The following is a 21,534-nucleotide window of genomic DNA, read 5'->3' on the forward strand; positions in this document are numbered from 1 at the left end:
CGATAGAGGGTAGAGCGGAGCTAAAGCCGGCAGGCTTTAGCTCTCCTCTTACCGTTTACCGGAAAGGAGTTGGTAAGCATGATGCTGCATCAAGAGCGCCCGGATACGGAATGGACAGCGTCCTGGATTTGGGGCGGTCCGGAGGATTGGCCGCGCAACGAGTGGCGCTGCTTCCGGCGGGAGGTGGAGCTGGCCGCCTGGCAAGGCGGGAGTGCCGAGCTGTCCATCACGGCGGATGCCCGGTATGTGCTGTATGTAAACGGCGTGTTATGCGGCCGGGGACCGGCGCGCTCCTGGCCGGAGCAGCTCAGCTATCACGTGCATGAGGTCGGCCATCTGCTGCACAGCGGCAGGAATACCGTGGCCGTGCTCGTGATCAGCTTCGGAACGGCTACCTTTGCCTATGTTCCGGGCCGGGGCGGCTTGCTGGCCCAGCTTGATACGGTTGAGGCTGCTCCGGACACTGCTGGGGATTCGGACAGCGGGGGCGAAGTACGGCGCTTCGTGCTCGGGACGGACGCTTCCTGGCTGACGGCGGCCCACGGCGGCTATGAACGCCGGGCGCCGCGGATGTCCTGCCAGCTCGGATTCGCGGAGCGGGTGGACGGACAGCGCTGGCACCCGGACTGGGCCGGCCCGCTTGCCGAGGCGGAGCTTGACGCCGCCTGGGAACCGGCACGGGTGACCGCCGGGCCGGGGGAAGGGCCGTGGACGGCGCTTGTGCCGTCCAGCCTCCCCGAACTGACCGAACAGGAGGTCTGGCCGGTACGGGTGGAATCGCTGAAGAGCGTCAAGCCCGTCTCCTGGACGGCCTTCCTCGATGTGAGGCAGGCGATGGAGCCCGGAGCGGCACTGCATGCCAATCCGGTATCGTTCGCCGGTTATGCCGCATTTACGATTCGCGCCGCAAGCGGATGTGAAGCCGTGTTTGGCTTCGTTAACGGCTTTGGCCCGCTGCGGGGCTTGAGCGTAAACGGCCGTTATTACTCCGGCCAAGAGATGGAGGGAGAGCAGCCCGAGCGGTATCAGCGGGTGCTGCTCCGTCAGGGGGACAATTTCGCAGCAATTGAGCTGGCCGGCTCTGATCATGGAGCGGGATTACATTTCGGCATCGATTGCCCGCAGCCCTTCGAGGTGGTATCACCGCTGACCGGCCGCACGGAGCCGTCGCCCTTCATTCTGGCCGGTCCGTTTGGCCTGCGCACCCATATCGATCACCTGGCGGACGCCCATCCGCTGCAGGAATACCGCGGGTTTGGAGGCGGCAGGGAATGGGATACCGCTGCTTTTCCGGACCTGGGTGTCTACGAAGGCTTCCGTCTCTTGCAGGATGCGTCCGGATTGGATGCTTATACGGATTATATCCGGCCGTTTGAGGCAGCGCTCACCTCAGACTGCTCCGTGTTCGCCGCTTGCGTCTGGAAGAGTGAAGAGGTTCCCCGGCCCGTACCCGCGCAAATGCACAATGTGTGCATAGCCAATCCAGTGCCTGCAGTAATAGGCCCGGCCCGGCCCGGCAATCCGCAGCAGGAAGCCAGGCTCCTGACCGATACCGAGCTGATCCTCGACTTCGGACGGGAATGGTCCGGTTACCTGACCTTTGAAGTAGAGGCGCAGGCCGGTGCCATCATCGATTGTTACGGCTTCGAGTATTACAGCAAGGGATGGCGCCAGGACACTTACGGGCTGGACAATACGCTCCGTTATATTTGCCGGGAGGGGCGGCAGAGCTATACATCGCCCGTGCGGCGCGGGCTCCGCTACGTGATGATAACAGTGCGCGGGGCGGACCGGCCGGTGAAGCTCTACAGCTGCCGGATTCTCCAGAGCAACTACCCGGCGGCGGACATCGGCCGTTTCCACTGCTCCGACGCCCTGTTAAACGATATATGGGAAATCAGCCGCCATACCACCCGGGTATGCATGGAGGATACCTTCGTGGATTGTCCCGCCTATGAGCAGGTGTTCTGGGTCGGAGACAGCCGGAATGCGGCGCTGGTGAACTATTACCTCTTCGGTGCAGCCGATCTGGTCAAAAGATGCCTTGAGCTCGTTCCCGGCTCTGCGCGGCAGACCGGCGGGCTGTATGCCGACCAGGTTCCGGGCGGCTGGAGCAGCGTAATTCCGAACTGGACCTTCTTCTGGGTCACGGCCTGTCTGGAATATGCCCGGCATACCGGGGACACCCGGTTCGCCGCCGGGATGTGGCCTAAGGTCAGATTGACGCTGGACCGCTACCTGGAGCATATCGACAGCAGAGGTCTTCTCCATATAAAAGCCTGGAATCTGCTGGACTGGGCGCCGATCGAGCAGCCGAATGACGGCATTGTCACCCATCAGAATGCAGTGCTTGTCCGCACGCTGCAGGATGCGGCAGAGCTTGCCGCAATGGGCGGCGCAGCCGGGGAGAGCGGGCGTTACCGGCAGGCCGCCACAGCTCTGAAGGAGGCGGTCAACCGCCACCTGTGGTCGGAGGAACGGCAGGCTTATGTCGACTGCATATATCCTGACGGAACGGCGTCCGTGTCGTACAGCATGCAGACCCAGGTAATGGCGCTGCTCTGCGGGGCGGCGGAGGGTGAGCGGAAGGAACGGCTTGTCCGGTATTTGGCCGGTCCGCCTGGTGATTTTGTCGGAATCGGGAGTCCGTTTATGGCCTTTTTCTACTACGAGACGCTGGCTCAGGCCGGCAATGTGCAGCTGATGCTGGACGATATGCGCACGGTTTACGGGCAGATGATCGAGCATGAGGCGACGGCCTGCTGGGAAATGTACCCGAATTTCAAGGAGAACCGGGCGAATCCGCAGCTGCTCACCCGCAGCCACTGCCATGCCTGGTCGGCGGCTCCGGGTTATTTCCTCGGAGCATGGGTACTGGGCATCCGCCCGGCAGCGCCGGGCTGGAGCCGGGTGCTGATCTCGCCTCAGCCGGGCGATCTGCGCTGGGCCAAGGGTGCGGTTCCGCTGCCCGGAGGCGGCCGGATCGATGTGGAGTGGAGCATCGCGGAGGAGGACGGAGCCCCCGTCTTCCGGCTGGAGGTGACCGCTCCGCATGACATTGCGCTCGACATTCAGCCCCCGGACGGCTTCAAGCCGCAGGTCTCGGTAACCGTGCTGTAGACCGGCTTGTATCCCGAAGCAGCATCCGGTACGGTTCAATCAAGTCATAACGTTACGAAAAGAGGTTGCCGATTATGGCCGACATTTCCTGCTACCGCCCTATAGCTGGCGTTCGATATCTCGATGAAATTCAAGATGAAGCGTATGCCCGGTCTTCTCTGCATGGCGATTCGCTGATTGAAGCGGAGAGCCGGGTCCCTGTAAGATCAGCTGCCGCGCGCCTGGCGGAGGGATCTCAGGCTGGAGAAGCCTCTTCAGCCGGGACGCTCCCGCTTTCCGGGACCTGGCGGATGAGAGACGGCGCTCCCGGCGATCCGGGTGATCCGCCGCCCAATACCGGCTGGTTCGGCCGCAAGGCCACAGCCGCTGAAGGGATGGAGGAAGGCTGGTATAAGCCCGGCTGCGACCGCAGCGGCTGGCATGAGGTCCATGTGCCGGGAACGGTGCAGAAAGCGCTGCTTGAGCTGGGGCTGATGAAGGACCCCTTCTGGAACTCTAATATGCTCGACGAACTGGAGGAGCACGGGCAGCCGCCGGAAACGCCGGTCTGGTTCCGCCGCACGCGCGCCGAGACAAGGGACTGGTGGTTCGCGAGGTCGTTTGAGCTGCCGGGGGAATGGCGGGGCCGCCGTCTGACGCTTTCGTTCGAGGGCATCGACTATTCCGCCACCGTGTTCGTCAACGGAGTATCCCTTGGCCATCACAAGGGGATGTTCGGCGGGCCTGAGCTTGATATTACCGGGCTGGCCTTGTTCGGCGCTCCGAACGAGGTGGTGGTCCGTGTCGATCAGGCTCCGCAGTCCTGGAACGGCCTGCTGAAGGGCAGTCCCGGCTTCGGCTGGCATTACGGACATCTGATCTCTATGGGTATCTGGAGGGATGTGCTCGTGCGGGCCGAAGCGGAGCTGAAGGTAACCGATCCGTACGTGGCTACAGTCTCCATCAGCCCGGATGAGGCGGTGCTGGCCGTGGAGTATTCGGTGATCAGCAGTCAAGCGGAGCCGGTTCCGGTTACCGTGGAAGGCATCATTCGCAGACAAGACGGCCCGTCTGTAAACGGATTAACTGGTGAACACCGCTTCACTAATGAAGTTACGGTCTCATATGGCGTAAACCGTCTCCGGACGGAGGTCCGCATCAGCAGCCCGTCTCTTTGGTGGCCGTCCGGTTACGGCGAACAGGCGTTATACCGGTTGGAGCTGAGCCCGGCTGCGGATGAGGCGGGCACCGTATCGGCGGCTTCCACTGTCTTTGGCATCCGGACGCTCGAAATGCTTCCGGCCGCCGCAAGTCAGCCTGAAGAGCACTACCGCTGGCAGTTCGTGATTAACGGGGTGCCGATGTTTATCAAGGGGGCGAACTGGTGCTGGCCGGACCCGCTGCTGGAGCAGAGTGAGGAGCTGTATGAACGGCTGCTGGAGCTGGCGCGCCGGGGACATGTCGGAATGCTGCGGGCCTGGGGCGGCGGGCTAGTCGAAGGCGAAATGTTCTACCGGCTGTGCGATGAGAAAGGCATTATGGTCTATCAGGAATTCCCGCTCTGCTGGGGTCCCCCGGATTCGCCGCATACCGACCTCGGCGTCATCGACCGTCAGGTGACCGGCGCGGTGAAGCGGCTGCGCAATCATCCCTCGCTCGTCATGTGGGGCGGCGGCAACGAGAACGGCCGTCACGGCGGCGCGGATGAAGGACTGTTCCTGACGGGCAGGCGCTGCCGCGGCTTCGATCCGTCCCGGCCGTTCCACCGGACCGATCCCTGGGGCGGGAGTATGCATAACTGGAATGTGTATCACGGCGGGGAACCGCTGGATGAGTCAACGCTGGCGATGCCGTCCGTATTCTACGGGGAATTCGGCATTCCCAGCATGCCCGGCAGGTCCAGCTGCCTGCGTTTCGTCCCAGAGGAAGAGCTGGCCTCGTTTCCGCCTACGGAGGACAGCCGGGGCTGGAAGGCCCATTTTCACCAGTTCGGGCTAAAAGATATCATCAAAGTGATGCGCTATGGCGCGTACGGGCCGATCAGGAGCTGGGACGATTATATCCGGTATTCCCAGACGGCGCAGGGAGATTCCATCCGCTTTACGGCGGATATGCAGCGGGCGCAGACCGGCGGAGCTTGCACCGGTTTCTGGTATTACAAATTCACCGATCTGTTTCCGGGTCATTCCTGGGGGATTGTCGATTTCTACGGTTCGCCCAAGCTGTCCTATTACCGGGCCAAGCAGTCCTGCCGGCCGGAGAACGTCTCATTGACCTTGGCCAAAACGGACGGCTGGCAGGCAGGAGAGCGGTTTGAAGCCGGGCTGTATGCGGTCAGCGATACGCCGGCCGGGTTAACCGGAGCCTCCGTCACGGTCACCTTGTATAACAGCGGGTTAACCAAAATGGGCATTTACCGTTATGAGGGCCTGAGGCTGGAGCCGGGAACCGCCCTGCACATTGACAGACTCTCCATGGAGCTGCCGTCCGAAGAACTCATCCGTCCCTTTATTGCAGCGGTTACGCTCCATGCAGAGAACGGCAGCCTGCTGTCGGATCAATGGTATTTCTTCAACGCCCAGTCCAAGCCGGAAGAGCTGCTTGCGTTTGAACGCAGCCATCTTCAGGACTGCAACGAATACTCAGGTACAGAGGCGCAGCGTGCCTTTGAACTGTATGCCCATCTGCCGTCCGCGCCGCTGCTGGCTTTACCGCCCGCTGTACTGGAAGGGAAAGCCGAGCGGACAGCGGATGGAGGAGCTTTTATCATACGCAACACCGGCACTGTTCCGGCGGTCAGAGTGACAATCAGCGGTTTCCCGGAAGACTGGAGCTGTTTCCTTGAAGATAACGATTTCGGTCTGCAGCCGGGAGAAGAGCGGCGGGTTCCATATACAGCCGGACCGGATATTTCTCTGGACGGCGTAACGCTAAGTGCCTGGAACGCTGCGGCGGTCCGGTTCGCTCAAGCAGAAGGCGCAGTGCGGAATGAACAATAGAGGAGGAGCGAAGATGGACAGCCGCAACGGCAGCACCATAACAAACGCCTGGCAAGCCAGCTGGATTACAAGGCCGATAGAAAATCATTATGCATGGGACGGGTACAGCGTCAGCGTACTTATTCAACTGGAACGGGGCCGCGCCGCCCTGCTGTTCGGCTATCAATCGGAGGAGCGCCATTATACCTGCGTACTTGATGCGGGAACCGGTACTGTAAGCTTGTTCACTGTAGAAGACGGACGGGAGCAAGCACTGGGAACGGCGGAAGCGCCCGGACTGATCCGGCCGGAGCAGGCAGATTCAGGCAGCAATTCAGAGGTTCTGTTTGAATTGCTGCAACGAGAAGAAACGGTTATTGTCCGTATAAACGGACAGCAGACGATGGCGGTCCCGTCTGCTCCGTTTGCAGGAACGGTGGGCTTCCGGACGGAAGCGGGAAGCAGTGCCGTATTCCGTGAGCTGCGCGTATTCGATTCCATAGGCCGAGCTCTATATGTGAACCGCTTCTATGACCCGGATACGATCCATTTCACGGCAGGCGAAATCGACCGCTCCGGTAACGGATTAAGGCTGGCGGAGAACGTAACCTCGCTCTGCCGCTCGCCGGTTCCCGTAGACAGCCCGCTGTTCCGCCGGGCGTTCGGGCTGTCAGCCGGAATCAGGAAGGCGGTCATCCGGGTATACGCGCTCGGCTGGGTTGAGCTGACCGTTAACGGACACAAGCCGGACCGGCGCGTGCTTGCCCCGGCCAACACCCCTTACGGCCGGCGGCTGCTGTACGATACCTATGAGGTCACCGGACTTCTCCAGTCAGGCGAGAATGTAATCGGTCTGTGGCTCGGCAACGGCTACAATCATAATTACTCCCGCTGGGGCTGGAAATGGAAGCGTGATAAGGCGGTCATTCTGGAGCTGGCTGCGGAGCTTGAGGACGGCAGCAGCGTCATTGTTGGTACCGATGAGTCGTGGACCTGTACGGACAGCCCTATTCTGGTGAACGACATATACGACGGGGAGACCTTGGACGGCCGCTTGATTCCCGCGGGCTGGAATCTGGCCGGATATACCGGAGGTGAATCCTGGCGTGCGGCCAGGCTTGCGGAACCGCCGGAAGGGGAGCTGCTGCCCAATCCGCAGCCGCCGGTGCTTCCCTTTGAACCGCTCGTCCCGGTCCGCGTGCTTCGTCCAAGAGCAGGTACGCTGGTATACGATTTCGGTCAAAATATAGCGGGATGGGTGAGAATATCCGTCCAGGGTCCATCAGGACATCGTATAACAATGAAATATAGTGAGCTTATTGACGAGCGGGGGAATATTGATCCCTGGACCAACCGGAATGCCAGAGCGGCGGATGTCTATATTTTACGCGGCGGACAGCTACCGGCTGATTCCGCAGAGCACCAAGCGGAGATGTACGAGCCGCGGTTCACCTATCACGGCTTCCGCTATGTGGAGATCACCGGCGGAATAGAACCGGATTCCATTACTGCTGTTCCAATCCATGCCGACGTTACCGAGGCCGGGACGTTCACCAGCTCCGATCCGCTGCTGAACCGGATTCAGAGCAATATCCGCTGGTCGTACCTGAACAATCTGGTCAGCATTCCGACAGACTGCTGCCAGCGCGACGAGCGGACGCCCTGCCTGATGGATTCCGCCGTTGTGGAGGAAGCCGGCATCCATAATTTTGATATGCAGGCGTATTACCGGAAATGGCTGGGCGATATTAAGGACAGCGAATCGAACCCGGACTGGAGCGGAGACAAGGTGTCTTTGCCCTGGCATCTGTATTGGTATTACGGAGACGTTGGCGTATTGGAGGACAGTTATCCGGCGATGAAGTCGTATGTCGAGCATCTGGCCGCCAAATGGCCGGAGGGACTGGTGGAGGAGGGCTTTGGAGACTGGTGCCCGCCTAATGAGGACGGTTGGGAAGCTTATTTCCATGAAGTCGGGCTGGTGAATACCGCCTTATATTACAGGCTGGCCGTTATCGTGTCGGAAACCGCCGGAGTGCTCGGACTGGAGGAAGACCGGTCCCGTTACGAAGCGCTCGGACAATCGGTGGCTGAAGCGTTTCATGCCCGGTTTCACCAAGGAGCGGGCGTGTACGGCAGCGGGTCGCAAACTGCGCAAATCATGCCGCTCGCCTATGGTCTGGTTCCCGCAGGTCTTGTGGACGCAGCGGCGCGCAGACTGGCGGAGGCCATTGCGGAGCAAGGCGGCCGGCTGGGGACGGGCATCTACGGAACGCGTTACCTGATGGATGTTCTGGCTGATCACGGGTATATCGATCTGGCGCTCACCATCCTGCGCGGTACGGAATATCCCGGGTTCGGCTATCAGATCGCTCAGGGTGCTACAACTCTCTGGGAGCAGTGGAGTCCCAAAGGCGCCATGCATTCGCATGACCATGCCATGTTCGGCGGGATTGGCGCGTCCTTCTATACCCGGCTGGCCGGCATCCGTCCGCTGGCTCCGGGCTACGAACGGATTCTGATTCATCCGCATATTCCGGAGGGTCTGGACTCGGCGGCGGCCGAAATCCGCTCGGTCCGGGGGCTGATCCGGTCGGAATGGTCGCGGACGGCCGGGGAGCTTGTGCTGACAGTCGTTATACCGCCTGACACGACAGCCGTTATTATGCTCCCGTCTGACAGGCAGCAAACAGGGGCACGGGTGCGCCATGAAGCCGGCCCGGGCCGGCACCAATTTACGGCATACTAAAAAGGAGGAGCTTATGGCGGATTTGGATTTCACACATCGTTATGCAGGCGGGTTCCCTAAGATTGGCATCCGTCCGGTCATTGACCGCCGGAAGCAGGTGAAGGCAGCATTGAAGGAGATGACGATGGCGCTTGCGCACGAAGCCGCAGCTGTCATCTCGTCATCCGTCCGCAACCCCGACGGTTCGCCCGCAGAGGTCATCGTGTTCGATACCTGTATTTCCGGGCTGCCGGAGGCAGCCCGCTGTGCGGAGCAGTTCCGGAAGGCAGGAGTTGGCGTAATTGTAACCGTGGCCAGCGGGTGGTGTTATCCGCTGGAGACGATGGAGACGGACCCGGCCATACCACACGCTGTCTGGGGCTTTAACGGTACAGAGCGGCCGGGAGCCGTATATCTGGCCGCCCTTCATGCCGCCCATAACCAGAAAGGGCTGCCGGTATTTAAAATCTACGGACGTCACATTCAGGACAGCGGGGAGCGGTCGCTGCCGGAGGATGTGCAGGATAAGCTGACCCGCTTTGCGCGTGCAGGCCTTGCGGCCGCGCTGCTGCGGGGCAAATCGTATTTGTCGGTCGGCTCCGTCTCCATGGGGATCGCGGGCTGTGTGGTGAATGAGGATTTCTACCGGCGTTATCTCGGCATGACCAACGCTTATGTCGATATGACGGAGGTGACGCGCAGGCTGGACGCAGGTATTTACGATCCGGAGGAGCTTAAGACGGCCATGGACTGGGTGTCCCGCTTCTGCCGGGAAGGGCCCAACCCGAATGCGGAGGAGGAGCGTATCCCTGCAGACCGCAAGCGAACAAACTGGGCAACCTCTGTTAAAATGGCGATGATTGTCCGCGACCTCATGATCGGTAATCCGCGGCTGGCTCAGCTTGGCTTCGAGGAAGAGGCTTACGGCTACAACGCGATCGCTTCCGGCTTCCAGGGGCAGCGGGAGTGGACCGACCATAACCCGAGCGCCGATGTACTGGAGGCGCTGCTGTGCAGCTCGTTCGACTGGAACGGCATCCGCGAGCCTTACACGGTCGCGACGGAGAACGACAATCTGAACGCAGTCACCATGCTGTTCAATCATTATTTATCCCATACCGCCCAGATCTTCGCCGATGTGCGGGCGTACTGGAGCCCGGAAACCGTCTGGCGCGTCACCGGCTGGACGCCGGAAGGACCCGGCGCCGGCGGCTTTATCCATTTGATCAATTCGGGGCCTGCCGCGCTGGACGGCACCGGGGAACAGAGCAGAGAGGGGCGGCCGGTCATGAAGCCGCACTGGGAGATCAGCAGGGAAGAAGCCGAGGCCTGTCTCGCTGCAACAAGCTGGCGGCCGACCTATATGGATCAGTTCGCGGGCGGCGGCTACTCAACGGACTATACGACCAAAGGCGGCATGCCGGTGACGATGTCGCGCATCAATCTGGTGGATGGGCTGGGGCCTGTGCTCCAACTGGCGGAGGGGTATACGCTCGAACTGCCTGAGGATGTGCACGATGCTCTCGATTTGCGCACCACGCCAACCTGGCCGACTACCTGGTTTGTGCCCAATACGGTGCCGGGCGACCCGGTCTTTGAGGATGTGTATGCCGTCATGGAGGCGTGGGGCTCCAATCACTGCGCGGTCAGCTACGGCCATATCGGCGCCGATCTCATTACGCTGGCGAGCATTCTGCGGATTCCGGTCAACATGCATAATGTGGAAAAGCGCCGCCTGTTCCGCCCCAGCGCCTGGAGCGCATTCGGCACCAAGGACCCTGAAGGCGCCGATTTCCGCGCCTGCGCCGCCTACGGGCCGTTATATTCATAGTATCGTGCTGTACGCATAAGCCTGGCTCCGGATACGTTCGGGACCGGGCTTTTTCATTGGTTGTTTTGTTTAGGAAACTATAGTCTTTTAACATGTATGCGAAAAACCGAACACAATTTGCTGTAATGAAGGTATGCGGGTCGAATGTGTGCTAAAAACCGAATACAATGTACTGCCACAAAGGTACGTGGGCCAAATCTATGCGAAAAACTGAACACAATTTGCTGCAATGATGGCAAGCGGGCAAATGTATGCGAAAAACCGAATACAATGGGTGCTGCTGCGCCGAGGGAAGGGCGTCACTTCACAGCCAGTAACATTTATAAAGAAATCCTGCAAAAATTGCAACAATGCTTTCCCATAGAAGCGGTTTCTGCTAAAATCCTGCACGAAATACAACAAATCCAGCGCTAACTTGCCTTTAACTCCGAAATTTGTGCAAATAATGCAACATTAGTGCTTCAGCCAGTAACTTTATAAAGAAATCTTGCAAAGAGTGCAACAATGCTGCTCTTTACAAGCGGCTGGCGAGAGACATACCAGCTTCCTTCACCCGTTAGGGTGATTTTGCACAGTATAAGACAAACCAGACGGTAACCCTCCTAAATTATGTTATAATATTCCGGAAATATGTACTGTACGGTTGTATGCATAATTATATAGCAGAAAGGGGCCCATCCCATTGTCCAAGAGCTTTGAAGTAACACTCCAAAAAGTAGTCGATCACTCGTACTCTATTGAAATTGGTGAGCATCTGTTTGCCTCATTAGTCCGCGATTTGCAGCAGGGGCTGATTGAAGGAGTCAGCAAATATGCTATTATTACAGACTCTACGGTGGAGCCGTTGTATGGGCGTCCTTTATTGGAGCTGCTGCGGCGTGAGGGATTCCAGGCGGACTTATTCTCTTTTCCGGCGGGGGAGAGCTCGAAGACCCGTGAGACCAAGGCGCTGCTGGAGGACCAATTGCTGAGCCATGCTTACGGCAGGGATTGCTGTATCATCGCGGTAGGCGGCGGAGCGGTGACGGATCTGGCGGGCTTTCTGGCAGGAACCTTTGGCCGGGGAGTACCTTCTCTGAATTACGCTACCACCCTGCTGGCAGCAGCGGATGCCTCAGTTGGCGGCAAAACAGGCGTGAACACCCCTGTCGCCACCAACCTGATCGGAGTATTCCATCAACCCCGTAAAGTATACATAGATTTGGCAGCTTGGCGAACGCTTCCGGCCCGTGAATTCAGAAGCGGTCTGGCCGAGACCATTAAGCACGCCTGTATGAGCGATGAGCAGTTCTTCAGCTACCTGGAAGCGAACATGGACAGAATCATTACGGCAGATGGGGAACTAATCCTGGATGCCGGAGTGTGTGAGCATATCGCGCTGACCAATTGCCGGATCAAATATGAGGTGGTAGAGCAGGATGAGCATGAAAGTAATCTGCGGCAGATTCTGAACCTCGGGCATACCGCAGGACGGGCGCTTGAGGCGCTAAGCGGTTATCGATTGCTTCATGGCGAAGCCATTGCTGTGGGACTTGTTATCCAGGCGAGGCTGGGGGCGAAGTACGGATATATGACGGAGGAAGACGCTGATCGTGTAGCGGCTCTGCTGAAGAAGGCCGGTCTGCCGACAGAGCTTCCGGATTATATTACCAACCGGGCACTCCTGGATAAGATGTACACGGACAAAAAAGTGCGCAGCGGCCGCATCCGCTTCGTCTTCCAGGACGGCATCGGGGCGATGAAGCGTTTTGCTGACGGCTCATATTCCGTTCCGGTAGAGGAGTCAGAGGTGATGGAGCTGCTGGAGGAGTTACGCGCAATCCGGTGATTTTATCGTTACTCCCACTCCATTCTCCTTGCTATAAATAAGCACCAAAATAATACTCTACCTTCTCTTTCGCATAACGGTCTATGCCAAGCCATGAATCTACGGATACGAAGTCCGTCCCTCTGCCGCGTTCAGGTCCAAGCCGTTCCTCAGAAGCTAATATACCTGCAAAACCCCAGATCTCCATCAGAACATCCCGTTCATACTGGTTGGAGGACAATACATCCTTCCAGCGCTTCTCTAATTTACGCGCGGAATCCGTCTCAGCGCAGGCATCCACTTCGGCCAGTAAATTTTTGAGCAGCTGAACATCCTCGGATGTCACCTCCACCGGCTCCTCCTTCGCTAGCAGTTCTATATCCATCCAGCAATAGAGGAGCCAATTTAAGCGGACACCACCCCATTTTACCCGTTCAAAATTCAAAATATTAATATCCTCATTATTCCACTCTTCATGAGTCATTAATTTATGCTCATTACAATAGAAGCAATGGCTGTAGCCGGCACGCTCCAAAAGCTTGTCGCTATATTTATGCCGGGTAAGATTGCTGGTTAATGCATAGCTGGATAACCCGCTTCTCAGATGTACTTTTCTTGTGGACAAGCTATGTAAAAAGGCAGCGGCTACACTATCCTTCGTAACCTCATGCTCCAGCAAATCACGGATTCTTGACACACACTCATCATGCGTCATCGTCACAGGGTCGAACATCACCCCTTTGCTTTTAGCATATTCAAACTCTTCTCCAGCAAAAGGTAGTCTAGTCCCGGCAGGCTTCCACCCCTGTGCAGACCAAAACGTTTTGTTTAATATTTTTTTCGCTTTAGCGTCCATCATATCCCTCCAATTCATTAAATTACGTTATATATTATCATCGTGACCCTTAATCTTTCAAATAAAAGGGGAGCTTCGCGCTAAATGACGCTTTTTATTGTCATATAATATATCATCTATCTTATTATCCTTCTATTAATGTTATATTATCTTCCGTATTTTTATTGACAAGTTCTTATTTTTATCTATAATGATGTATAAGCGGTGGGCAAACAGGCGATATAGTTGCTTATAAGTCACATTTCATAACATAATCTATTGCAGCAAAGGTGTGATCGCTAATGATCGCTTCCGCCGGACAATGGAAACAGGATATTCTACGGATTTACAACGAGATTAACAAGAAGCTGTTCAACGCCGGCGTTAAGCAGCAGAAGGTCGATTTCGTGGGCAACAAGATTATAATCTTATCCATTAACAGCCGGGTGCCCGTACTCAAGGTGCTGGATACCCATGATCCCGCCGCAAGCCGCCAGATGAATCTGGTGCTGCATGAAGTGTTCAAATGTGAGATCAAGCAGGCTTTTCTGGATGAATTTCAAATCAATATTAAGGCTGTTCTTAAAGATTATGATGTGGAGACCGAGTATTCCGGTACGATCATAATTTTAGAGAAGGACCTTGAGCATTATCTGAACGCTACGTTGGAACTCTGATCATTCGGAGAGCCGGCCTGCCGTCAGTTTTAGGACATTTCCCTGCGGGGGTGTGTCCAGAACTGGCGGCTTTTTGTTTATGGTCAATTCTATTACTTTCTTAAGGGGCTGATTCTATGAAAACCAAAATTGAAATTGCCGGTGTCAGCAAGTGGTTCCGCCGTGACGGCCAGGAGATTATGGCCATGCAGGAGACGAATCTCTCCATAGAAGAAGGAAGATTTGTCAGTATTATCGGCCCCAGCGGCTGCGGCAAGTCCACGCTGTTCAATATTATCGCGGGCCTGATTCCGCCCTCCACCGGCCGGGTGCTGGCAGATGGCGAGGATATCGCCTTAAAGACCGGATATGTCGGCTATATGCTGCAGAAGGATATGCTCCTTCCGTGGAGGACGATTCTGGATAATATCATTCTGGGCATGGAGATCCGCGGGGTGCCGCGCAAGGAAGCGGTAGCCCGGGCCAAGCCCCTTATGGAAAGGTATGGCCTGAAGGGCTTCGACGGACATTATCCGGCCGAGCTGTCAGGAGGGATGCGCCAGCGGGCAGCGCTGCTCCGTACGCTGCTGTATGACCGCGATATTATTTTGCTGGACGAGCCCTTTGGCGCTCTCGATGCCCAGACCCGGCTGACCATGCAGAACTGGCTGCTGGAAATCTGGGAGGACTTCCGCAAGACCGTGCTGTTTGTCACTCATGATATTGATGAAGCAATCTACCTGTCTGACGATATCTATGTCTTCTCCGGACGTCCGGGAAGAATCATCTCCAAGATCTCGGTAGATATGCCGCGTCCCAGACATCAGGAGGATACGGTATCCGCTTCATTTATGGAGCTCAAGGCTCACCTGCTGAGTCTGCTGTCAAGCGGCGGCCAGGAGCCGGCCAGCCGTATCTCTTAGAACTCATAAACTGTTAAAGGAGAGGACAACCATGGAGAGTGTGCAAAAGAAAGGCTATGTCATTCACAAGCTGGAGGCTGCCCCGGTCTCTACAGTCAAGCCGGAGAAGCTGCAGAAGAAGCCTGTCATTATTGATGAAGAGGCGGCCAGACGCCGGACGCGGCGGATTATCGGGATCGGACGGCTGTCCGTGGCGCTGCTGATCGTGCTCTGCTGGGAGCTGTTCACACGGGCAGGCTGGATGGATCCCTATTATTGGAGCAGCCCGGTGCGGATCATCAGCACAACCTGGACTCAGATCACAGAGGGGACGCTGCTGGCGGATATCGCCTATACCTCCAGCTCGACCGTTCTCGGCTTCATTGGCGGAACGCTGCTCGGCTCGCTGCTTGGCCTGTCCTTCTGGTGGTCACGCAAATTTGCCGGCATCAGCGAACCGTTCCTGATCCTGCTCAACGCCATGCCGAAGCTGGCGCTTGCCCCGGTGCTGGTGATACTGCTGGGCATCGGCTTCTTCTCGAAGGTGGCGTTAGCTTTTGCCATGACAGTGGTTGTGGCGGCCTTGTCGGCGCACAGCGGCGTGCAGAGTGTGGACAAGGATATGGAGAAGCTGATGTACTCGCTTGGGGCGAAGCGGCATCAGGTATTCACCAAAGTGGTCATTCCCTGGGCGATGCCCTGGATGATCAGCAGTCTGCGGATTAATATTGCCCTCTCGCTGGCCGGTGCGATTGTCGGGGAATTCATCGCTTCGAGCCATGGTATCGGCCGTATGGTCATTTACGCGGGGACCATTCTCGACATTAATCTGGTCTGGGTAGGCGTTGTAGTTCTGTCTGTACTGTCGATGGTTATGTATGCAGGAGTTGTGCTGCTGGAGAAGTGGTTGTCTAAGGGATATGGGATGAAGAAGGCTTAAGAAGCGGGTCATCATTTCAACAAGATAGAGGAGAGAAGCCAATGAAGAATGTAACCAAAGTGAAGCTGTCGGCCGTCCTGCTGGCCTCCGTAATTCTGCTGTCCGGCTGCGGCGGTAAAGGCAATGCTGAAGTGGATGCAGCCGCTGCCGGGAACGGTGCGGAGAAGCTGAAGAAGCTGGTTATCGCCGAGCCGCTGCATTATACAGGTTATCTGCCGCTGTATGTGGCGCAGCGCGAGGGGTATTTTGCCGAGGAGGGCCTTGAGGTGGAGATGCTTCAGGCTGCGGGCGGTACCCATGTGACCTCGGTGGTCAGCGGGGATGCCTGGGCGGTCATCGGCGGGCCGGAGTCCAATGCGCTGGCGAATATCGGCAACTCCGACCCGATTGTCTCGGTCAGCAATGTGGTGAACCGGGCGAATGTCTATCTGATGGCCAAAAAAGGGACAGCCCCGGCAGGCAGCTCAGACGAAGAATTGGCAGCCTTCCTGAAGGGCAAGAAACTGAATGCCGGGCGGCATGGCGGTACGCCTAATCTGCTGACCCAATATCTGCTGCTGGAGCTTGGGCTTGACCCGCAGAAGGATGTGCGGCTGCTGGAGCCGGCGGATGGCTCTACCGTGGTGGCGATGGTCCAGCAGGGAGCTGCGGATATTGCCAACGGCGCTGAGCCGCAGATCAGTGACGGGATTGCCAAGGGGGTGTGGGATGAACCCTTTTACAAGTTCCATGATATGGGGGATTATGCTTACTCGGTGCTGAGCGTGAAGAAGTCCACCCTGGAGAAGGACCCGGAGACCGTGCAGAAGGCGGTGAACGCCGTTGTTAAGGCACTGAAGGCTATTCAGGAGGATAAGGAGCTGGCGATGCGTGTTCTTAAGGCGGAATTCCCTACTCTCTCCGATACTGCTGCCCAGGCGGCCCTTGACCGGGCGTATGACGACCAGCTCTGGAGTCCGGATGGAGTGATCTCGCAGGAGGCGCTGGATAAGGATATGGATGTAATGATCAAGACCGGAATCTACAAAGGCGAGTATACCTATGATGACCTGGTCGATATGCAGTTTGTGAATCAAACAGCAGCAAAGTAAGCAGAGCGCTATAGCTCTCCAATAACTAAAGAGGTGACGAGAATGGAGTTAACTGCCGATCTGATTATCCCTGATAAAACGGCCCTTATTATAGTAGATGTTCAGAATGATTATTGCCATGAGGAGGGCGCACTGGCTGCAGGAGGCAATGATGTGTCCGCTGTGCAGGAGATGATGCCGCAGCTGCACGGTTTGATTGCGGCGGCAAGAACGCAGGGGGTGCCGGTCATCTACATTCAGACCTATCATGAAAAGGCGACCGATTCCCAGGTCTGGACCTCCCGCTCCGGGCGCGGCTCGCTGGGCGTCTGCCGTCGGGGGAGCTGGGGGGCTGAATTCTACGAGGTGGACCCGCTTCCCGGGGAGATTATCGTCAATAAACACCGGTATAGCGCTTTTATCAATACCCGGCTGGATTCTGTGCTGCGCTCGCAGCGGATTGAAACGCTGATTATGACTGGGGTTAGCACCAATGTGTGCGTGGAGTCGACCGCAAGGGACGGGTTCATGCTCGATTATCAGATTGTGATGGCTCAGGACGCCTGTGCCTCCTATTCCCGGGCGGCGCATGAGATGACGCTGGAGAATATGAGAGGGTACTTCGGCGTGGTTGCTTCTGCCGCAGAGATTGAGGCAGGCTGGAAGACCTGGAACCCGCCTGTGCTGCAGCAGCTGTCATGAGTCTCCCGGTGCCCCCGCCGGAGCGGGCCGTGAACCGTACGGCGGTCAAGGTGGTCATCTGTCTCGGGGCGTTCCTGTCGAATCTGTCCGCCGGGATGTTCAATATATCGCTGGTTGATATCTCGGCGGATCTGCAGATTCCGGTGGCCTCTGCGCAGTGGGTGGTCAGTATCTATCTGCTGGTGATCTCGGTGCTGCTCCCTGTAATGGGGAGGCTGGGGGACAGGTTCGGCCGCCGGAAGGTGCATAACCTGGGTCTGTTCGCCTTCGCGGCCGGAGCACTCGGCTGTGCGCTGGCCCAGAATGAAGCGATGCTGCTGGGCTTCAGAGTTGTGCAAGGGGCAGGGGCTTCTATGTATCAGGCGACCAACATGGCCCTGATTGTCTCGCTCTTTCCGGCGGAGCAGCGGGGCCGGGCGCTGGGGCTGATGAGTACCTTCGTCGCTGCGGGCTCGATGGCAGGCCCAGGGCTAGGCGGCTTCCTGATTCAGTGGTTTGCCTGGGAGAGCAACTTCTGGCTGCTGGCCGCGGCTGCGGCGGCTGTGGCTGTGCTCGCGCACAGACTGATTCCCGGGGATACGGAGACAGCCGGCGGGCGGATCAATCTGGCCGGAGCGGCCTGGATGGCCGCCTGCCTCTCCTCCCTGATGATTGCCTTCGATCTCGGCAGCCGCTCCTCTTTCCTGACACTGCCCGTACTGCTGCTGCTGGCGGTCTCAGTAGGGCTGGCTGCGGGATATATGGCATATGTCCGCTTCAGCCAGCGGATGAACCCGGCTGCGGATAACGACTTCAGCTTGTTCACGGACCGGAGCTTTGTGGTAGGGATCGTGATTACGGTTATTACGTATATGGCCGCTTTTGCCGCACAGCTGGCGTTGCCTTCACTGCTGCGCCTATCCGGCGCCGAGCCTGCGTGGGTGGGGCTGATTATGATCGGCTATCCGCTGGCGCTGGTGGTAACTGCCCCTGTCAGCGGGAATATTGCCGACCGTAAAGGACCGGTTGGTATCCTGACCGCCGGCCTGCTGCTGATGAGTATCACGCTGCTGGCGCTGGGCCTTGGCTCTCCGGCCTTGAGCGCGGGTGCAATGGTCCTGCCGGTTGTCCTCCTGGGCTGCGCGATGGGGTTGATTACTTCGCCTAACACAAGCATTGTTATGGGGCTGGCGCCGAAGGCGCAGCTTGGCCGGGTCAGCAGCGTGCTGGCTCTGGCCCGTAATATCGGTATGATGTTCGGAACGGCAGCGGGCGGCCTGATGATCGGCAGCGGGAACAGGCCAAGCGGAAGCTATCTGGCCGTGTTCATCGTCTGTGCAGCAGCAGTCGGCCTGTCCTCCATCTGGCCGCTGTACTCCTTCCGCCACAGCAGCAAGCGCAAAGGTGCAGAGCATCTGCACATGCCCTAACAGTCAGAAGCTTCGCAATGAGCTGAATGCCGTCCCCGCCATTCTGGGTAATATAGAGAAAGAGAGCTTAGGAGGGGACGATATGGGCAATCCGCTGAAGGAATTCAAGAACAGCATCGAGGGGCTGAAGCAGTCGCTGGACGGGGTGAAGCAGTCGGTGGACGGACTGAAGGCCCCGGTTGATGAAGTCAAAGCGAATATGCAGGAGACGCTGGAGTCAGCGAAGCAGCGGACGGACGGAGTGAAGTCGGAGCTGGGGCGGATGAAGCTGGCGGTCAAGGAGACGCAGGCGGTGCTCGGCGAGGTGAAGGAGACGCTGAGCGCATCAGCGGATGTGCTGTATACCCGGAAGCGGTATTCCCGGCTGTTTGGCCGCAGGAAGGACCGGCAGATGACGGCCAAGGCCCGCCGTTCATGAACGATAACCATACATCTCCAGCGCCAAAAGAAAACGCAAGAGTCAGGGCGGTATCAACACCGCCCTGACTCTTGCGTTTTTGGTATTCCGTTTTGGGGGCCTGGTCCACGTCGGTCCACGCGAACTGGAGGGCCGTTATTTGGGGTATTTACGCCATTCCGGTAACCTATCCGGACTCAGTGGCTCTTAACTAACCTGCATCGCCTCATTTTCAGCATCACCGCACCTTTTAACGGCCGCACAGTCAGCTACGGGCAGAAAAGCCGTCTTTTTGAGCAAATAGGGTCCTCTCAGTCCGCTGGGAATACAGCCGTCTGCACATCAAGGCAGTGTCAGGCTTAAGCTCTGGGCCGAATCGACCACAAACACAGGCACCGTCTGCACCCCAAGCTCCGTCTCCACCTCTCCGAATTCATTCACGAACTGGCCGCTGACTGCGGCAGGTCCGGTGATTAGCGGCACCTCGCCCTGAAGCAGCAGGTCACGCCCGTTGGCCCGCGCAACGGTTCTTCCGGCGGAGTCGAGGATAATCTCGCAGGAGAACATCACCTTCTCATTGAGATGAAGCTCAAGCTGTGATGCATCAATCGGGGTGTAGGTGACAGCCTCCTCATAGAGCTCCGCGAATTCATAGCTTCCATTCACCTGGCGGAAAATAGCGGTCCGGCCCTCGGCCCCGTCCGCAAGATCGGTGTCCGCAACGCGGATCGAGCCGTCCTCCGCCATCAGCTCATACCTGCTGCCGCTGAAGCTCAGCAGCAGCGAGATTCCCTCCGGCCGGATGGTGTAGCCGGTGAAGGCGGTGCGCCCGTCCGCCCCGCTGCCGGAGGCTACTACAACGGGAACCCTGGAGTAAGCGGACAACGGCTCATCAAAAGCCAGACTGCTCAGCCCCGCCGCCTCCGGCAGGGTCTCGCCGGTCTGCGTGGAGACGGTGCCGTCTTCACTCAGCGCGGCATAGACCAGCCTGCCGCCGGAGTCTATACCGGCTATAGCAACCTTGGCCCCGTAGCGTCCGGTAACGGTAGCTGTCAGCGTGTAGCTGCCCTGTACTTCGCCGCCCGGCAGCAGCCGTACCGGCTCGGCGGTGTTCCAGGCCAGGGTGGCGGCCGCCGTCTCCGCCGAGGTATCCTGCACCGGGGCCAGTTCCGCATAGAGCCTGAGCGCTTCCGCATACCGGCCGCCGCGCACATGGCGCTGGCCTTCGCGGAGCAGCCGGGCGATGCTGGTGTCGATCAGCTTCAGCACCTTGGAGGAGCGGATACCGGCCGCCGCGGCATAGCTGCGGTAAGCGGCGGCATGTCCGGCGAAGGCGGCGGTATACTCGCCGTCGAGGTCTTTGTTCAGCATAAGCAGTGCGCTGGCCTGAACCTGCTTCTTAATCCAGGGCGCAGTATAGCTGTGTCCCTGGTAGGCTTCCTCCAGCGACAACGCGCTGTCCAGCATAGGCCCGAAGCTTCCGGCAGCGGCCAGAGCCTTGAGCCTCGCGGTGTCATGGGATTCGAAGCGTGCGGCCAATAGCTCCTCCTTGGGAGCCACCCCTCCATAATAGTCTGCCGGAATTTGCAGCAGGCTCCATTTGAGGCTGTCCGTACTGTCACTGCCTTCGCCCGAGTCCGCCTTATTCGACGGCGCTGCGGCAAGGCCGGCCAGAAACTCATCCTTGAACAGCCGGAACCCGGCAGTCATCTGGTTAGACAGGCCTGAATCCGCCGAGAGCTGGCGATAATAAGCCTCATAGGGGCCGCCTGGCGTCATATACTTGCTCTTCAAGCTAAGCAGAGAAGCATAGCTCTCCATATATCCGGTGAAATCCTTGACCGTCAGCTGGTCCTTCAGCTTTAAGGAGATCCGGTGCAGACTGCTGCGGATCTCAGTGATTGGTGCCAGCTCCCTAAGTCTTGAGGCAATCTCTTCTTCCTTGTACTGAATGGCGGTATTGCCGGCCGCCAGCCGGTAGCGGCTCTCGGCGGCGATGAGCTGACCTTCAGCGTACAGCCGTCCCGCTTCTCTGACATCCTCAATCTTGCTGCGTATCCCCAGCGCCTTATCCCCTAGCAGGATCAGCATGATTATACACAGAATGATCATAATATTTCGCAGGGTAAATGCCCGGATGATCGTCATATAATATAGCCCCTTTATTTATATATAAGGAT

14 protein-coding genes are annotated in these 21,534 nt (G+C 58.0%); 12 read left to right on the plus strand and 2 right to left on the minus strand.

Annotated elements, in window-relative coordinates:
• Positions 1-78: 78 nt before the first annotated feature.
• From MHI24_RS21065 to aroB, 5 genes are all read left to right on the plus strand, one after another.
• Complete coding sequence (locus tag MHI24_RS21065) at positions 79-3,120, plus strand: family 78 glycoside hydrolase catalytic domain (protein ID WP_340021477.1); 3,042 nt, start codon at positions 79-81, stop codon at positions 3,118-3,120.
• Between the two features lie 74 nt (positions 3,121-3,194).
• Positions 3,195-6,098 (plus strand): sugar-binding domain-containing protein, encoded by a 2,904-nt coding sequence (locus tag MHI24_RS21070; RefSeq protein ID WP_340021478.1) that lies wholly within the window; start codon positions 3,195-3,197, stop codon positions 6,096-6,098.
• 13 nt (positions 6,099-6,111) lie between these two features.
• On the plus strand, positions 6,112-8,826 hold the full coding sequence (locus MHI24_RS21075) for a family 78 glycoside hydrolase catalytic domain (RefSeq protein WP_340021479.1): 2,715 nt from the start codon (positions 6,112-6,114) through the stop codon (positions 8,824-8,826).
• A 13-nt stretch (positions 8,827-8,839) separates the two neighbouring features.
• The gene (locus tag MHI24_RS21080) at positions 8,840-10,636 is read left to right on the plus strand and encodes an L-fucose isomerase (protein ID WP_340021480.1); all 1,797 of its coding nucleotides are present in this window, start codon (positions 8,840-8,842) and stop codon (positions 10,634-10,636) included.
• A 682-nt stretch (positions 10,637-11,318) separates the two neighbouring features.
• On the plus strand, positions 11,319-12,464 hold the full coding sequence (gene aroB, locus MHI24_RS21085; RefSeq protein ID WP_340021481.1) for a 3-dehydroquinate synthase: 1,146 nt from the start codon (positions 11,319-11,321) through the stop codon (positions 12,462-12,464).
• A 31-nt stretch (positions 12,465-12,495) separates the two neighbouring features.
• On the opposite strand, the gene MHI24_RS21090 is transcribed toward aroB, so the two are convergent.
• Positions 12,496-13,299, minus strand: coding sequence for a hypothetical protein (locus MHI24_RS21090; RefSeq protein ID WP_340026746.1), 804 nt, complete (start codon positions 13,297-13,299; stop codon positions 12,496-12,498).
• Between the two features lie 281 nt (positions 13,300-13,580).
• Here MHI24_RS21090 and MHI24_RS21095 point away from each other — a divergent pair, with 281 nt between their 5' ends.
• From MHI24_RS21095 to MHI24_RS21125, 7 genes are all read left to right on the plus strand, one after another.
• Complete coding sequence (locus MHI24_RS21095; RefSeq protein ID WP_340021482.1) at positions 13,581-13,955, plus strand: Na-translocating system protein MpsC family protein; 375 nt, start codon at positions 13,581-13,583, stop codon at positions 13,953-13,955.
• Between the two features lie 116 nt (positions 13,956-14,071).
• On the plus strand, positions 14,072-14,857 hold the full coding sequence (locus MHI24_RS21100; RefSeq protein ID WP_340021483.1) for an ABC transporter ATP-binding protein: 786 nt from the start codon (positions 14,072-14,074) through the stop codon (positions 14,855-14,857).
• A gap of 31 nt (positions 14,858-14,888) precedes the next feature.
• Positions 14,889-15,776 carry an ABC transporter permease gene (locus MHI24_RS21105; RefSeq protein ID WP_340021484.1) on the plus strand — a complete coding sequence of 296 codons (888 nt, stop codon included), beginning with the start codon at positions 14,889-14,891 and terminating at the stop codon, positions 15,774-15,776.
• Positions 15,777-15,817: 41 nt separating this feature from the next.
• Positions 15,818-16,867: an ABC transporter substrate-binding protein gene (locus tag MHI24_RS21110; RefSeq protein ID WP_340021485.1), complete on the plus strand. Its 1,050-nt coding sequence runs from the start codon at positions 15,818-15,820 to the stop codon at positions 16,865-16,867.
• 42 nt (positions 16,868-16,909) lie between these two features.
• Positions 16,910-17,548 (plus strand): cysteine hydrolase, encoded by a 639-nt coding sequence (locus MHI24_RS21115; protein WP_340021486.1) that lies wholly within the window; start codon positions 16,910-16,912, stop codon positions 17,546-17,548.
• Positions 17,545-18,957: an MFS transporter gene (locus tag MHI24_RS21120; protein WP_340021487.1), complete on the plus strand. Its 1,413-nt coding sequence runs from the start codon at positions 17,545-17,547 to the stop codon at positions 18,955-18,957. Before MHI24_RS21115 ends, MHI24_RS21120 begins: the two co-directional genes overlap by 4 nt.
• Before the next feature lie 82 nt (positions 18,958-19,039).
• Positions 19,040-19,375, plus strand: coding sequence for a hypothetical protein (locus MHI24_RS21125; protein ID WP_340021488.1), 336 nt, complete (start codon positions 19,040-19,042; stop codon positions 19,373-19,375).
• Positions 19,376-19,696: 321 nt separating this feature from the next.
• On the opposite strand, the gene MHI24_RS21130 is transcribed toward MHI24_RS21125, so the two are convergent.
• The gene (locus tag MHI24_RS21130; RefSeq protein ID WP_340021489.1) at positions 19,697-21,502 is read right to left on the minus strand and encodes a hypothetical protein; all 1,806 of its coding nucleotides are present in this window, start codon (positions 21,500-21,502) and stop codon (positions 19,697-19,699) included.
• Positions 21,503-21,534 lie beyond the last annotated feature (32 nt).

Origin of the sequence: Paenibacillus sp. FSL K6-1096 (genome assembly GCF_037977055.1) — a bacterium.
GTDB lineage: Bacteria > Bacillota > Bacilli > Paenibacillales > Paenibacillaceae > Paenibacillus_AQ.

Coding starts and splice junctions, on each gene's coding strand:
- MHI24_RS21065 (WP_340021477.1), top strand. CDS start 79: ATGATGCTGCATCAAGAGCGCCCGGATACGGAATGGACAGCGTCCTGG.
- MHI24_RS21070 (WP_340021478.1), top strand. CDS start 3,195: ATGGCCGACATTTCCTGCTACCGCCCTATAGCTGGCGTTCGATATCTC.
- MHI24_RS21075 (WP_340021479.1), top strand. CDS start 6,112: ATGGACAGCCGCAACGGCAGCACCATAACAAACGCCTGGCAAGCCAGC.
- MHI24_RS21080 (WP_340021480.1), top strand. CDS start 8,840: ATGGCGGATTTGGATTTCACACATCGTTATGCAGGCGGGTTCCCTAAG.
- MHI24_RS21090 (WP_340026746.1), bottom strand. CDS start 13,299: ATGGACGCTAAAGCGAAAAAAATATTAAACAAAACGTTTTGGTCTGCA.
- MHI24_RS21095 (WP_340021482.1), top strand. CDS start 13,581: ATGATCGCTTCCGCCGGACAATGGAAACAGGATATTCTACGGATTTAC.
- MHI24_RS21100 (WP_340021483.1), top strand. CDS start 14,072: ATGAAAACCAAAATTGAAATTGCCGGTGTCAGCAAGTGGTTCCGCCGT.
- MHI24_RS21105 (WP_340021484.1), top strand. CDS start 14,889: ATGGAGAGTGTGCAAAAGAAAGGCTATGTCATTCACAAGCTGGAGGCT.
- MHI24_RS21110 (WP_340021485.1), top strand. CDS start 15,818: ATGAAGAATGTAACCAAAGTGAAGCTGTCGGCCGTCCTGCTGGCCTCC.
- MHI24_RS21115 (WP_340021486.1), top strand. CDS start 16,910: ATGGAGTTAACTGCCGATCTGATTATCCCTGATAAAACGGCCCTTATT.
- MHI24_RS21120 (WP_340021487.1), top strand. CDS start 17,545: ATGAGTCTCCCGGTGCCCCCGCCGGAGCGGGCCGTGAACCGTACGGCG.
- MHI24_RS21125 (WP_340021488.1), top strand. CDS start 19,040: ATGGGCAATCCGCTGAAGGAATTCAAGAACAGCATCGAGGGGCTGAAG.
- MHI24_RS21130 (WP_340021489.1), bottom strand. CDS start 21,502: ATGACGATCATCCGGGCATTTACCCTGCGAAATATTATGATCATTCTG.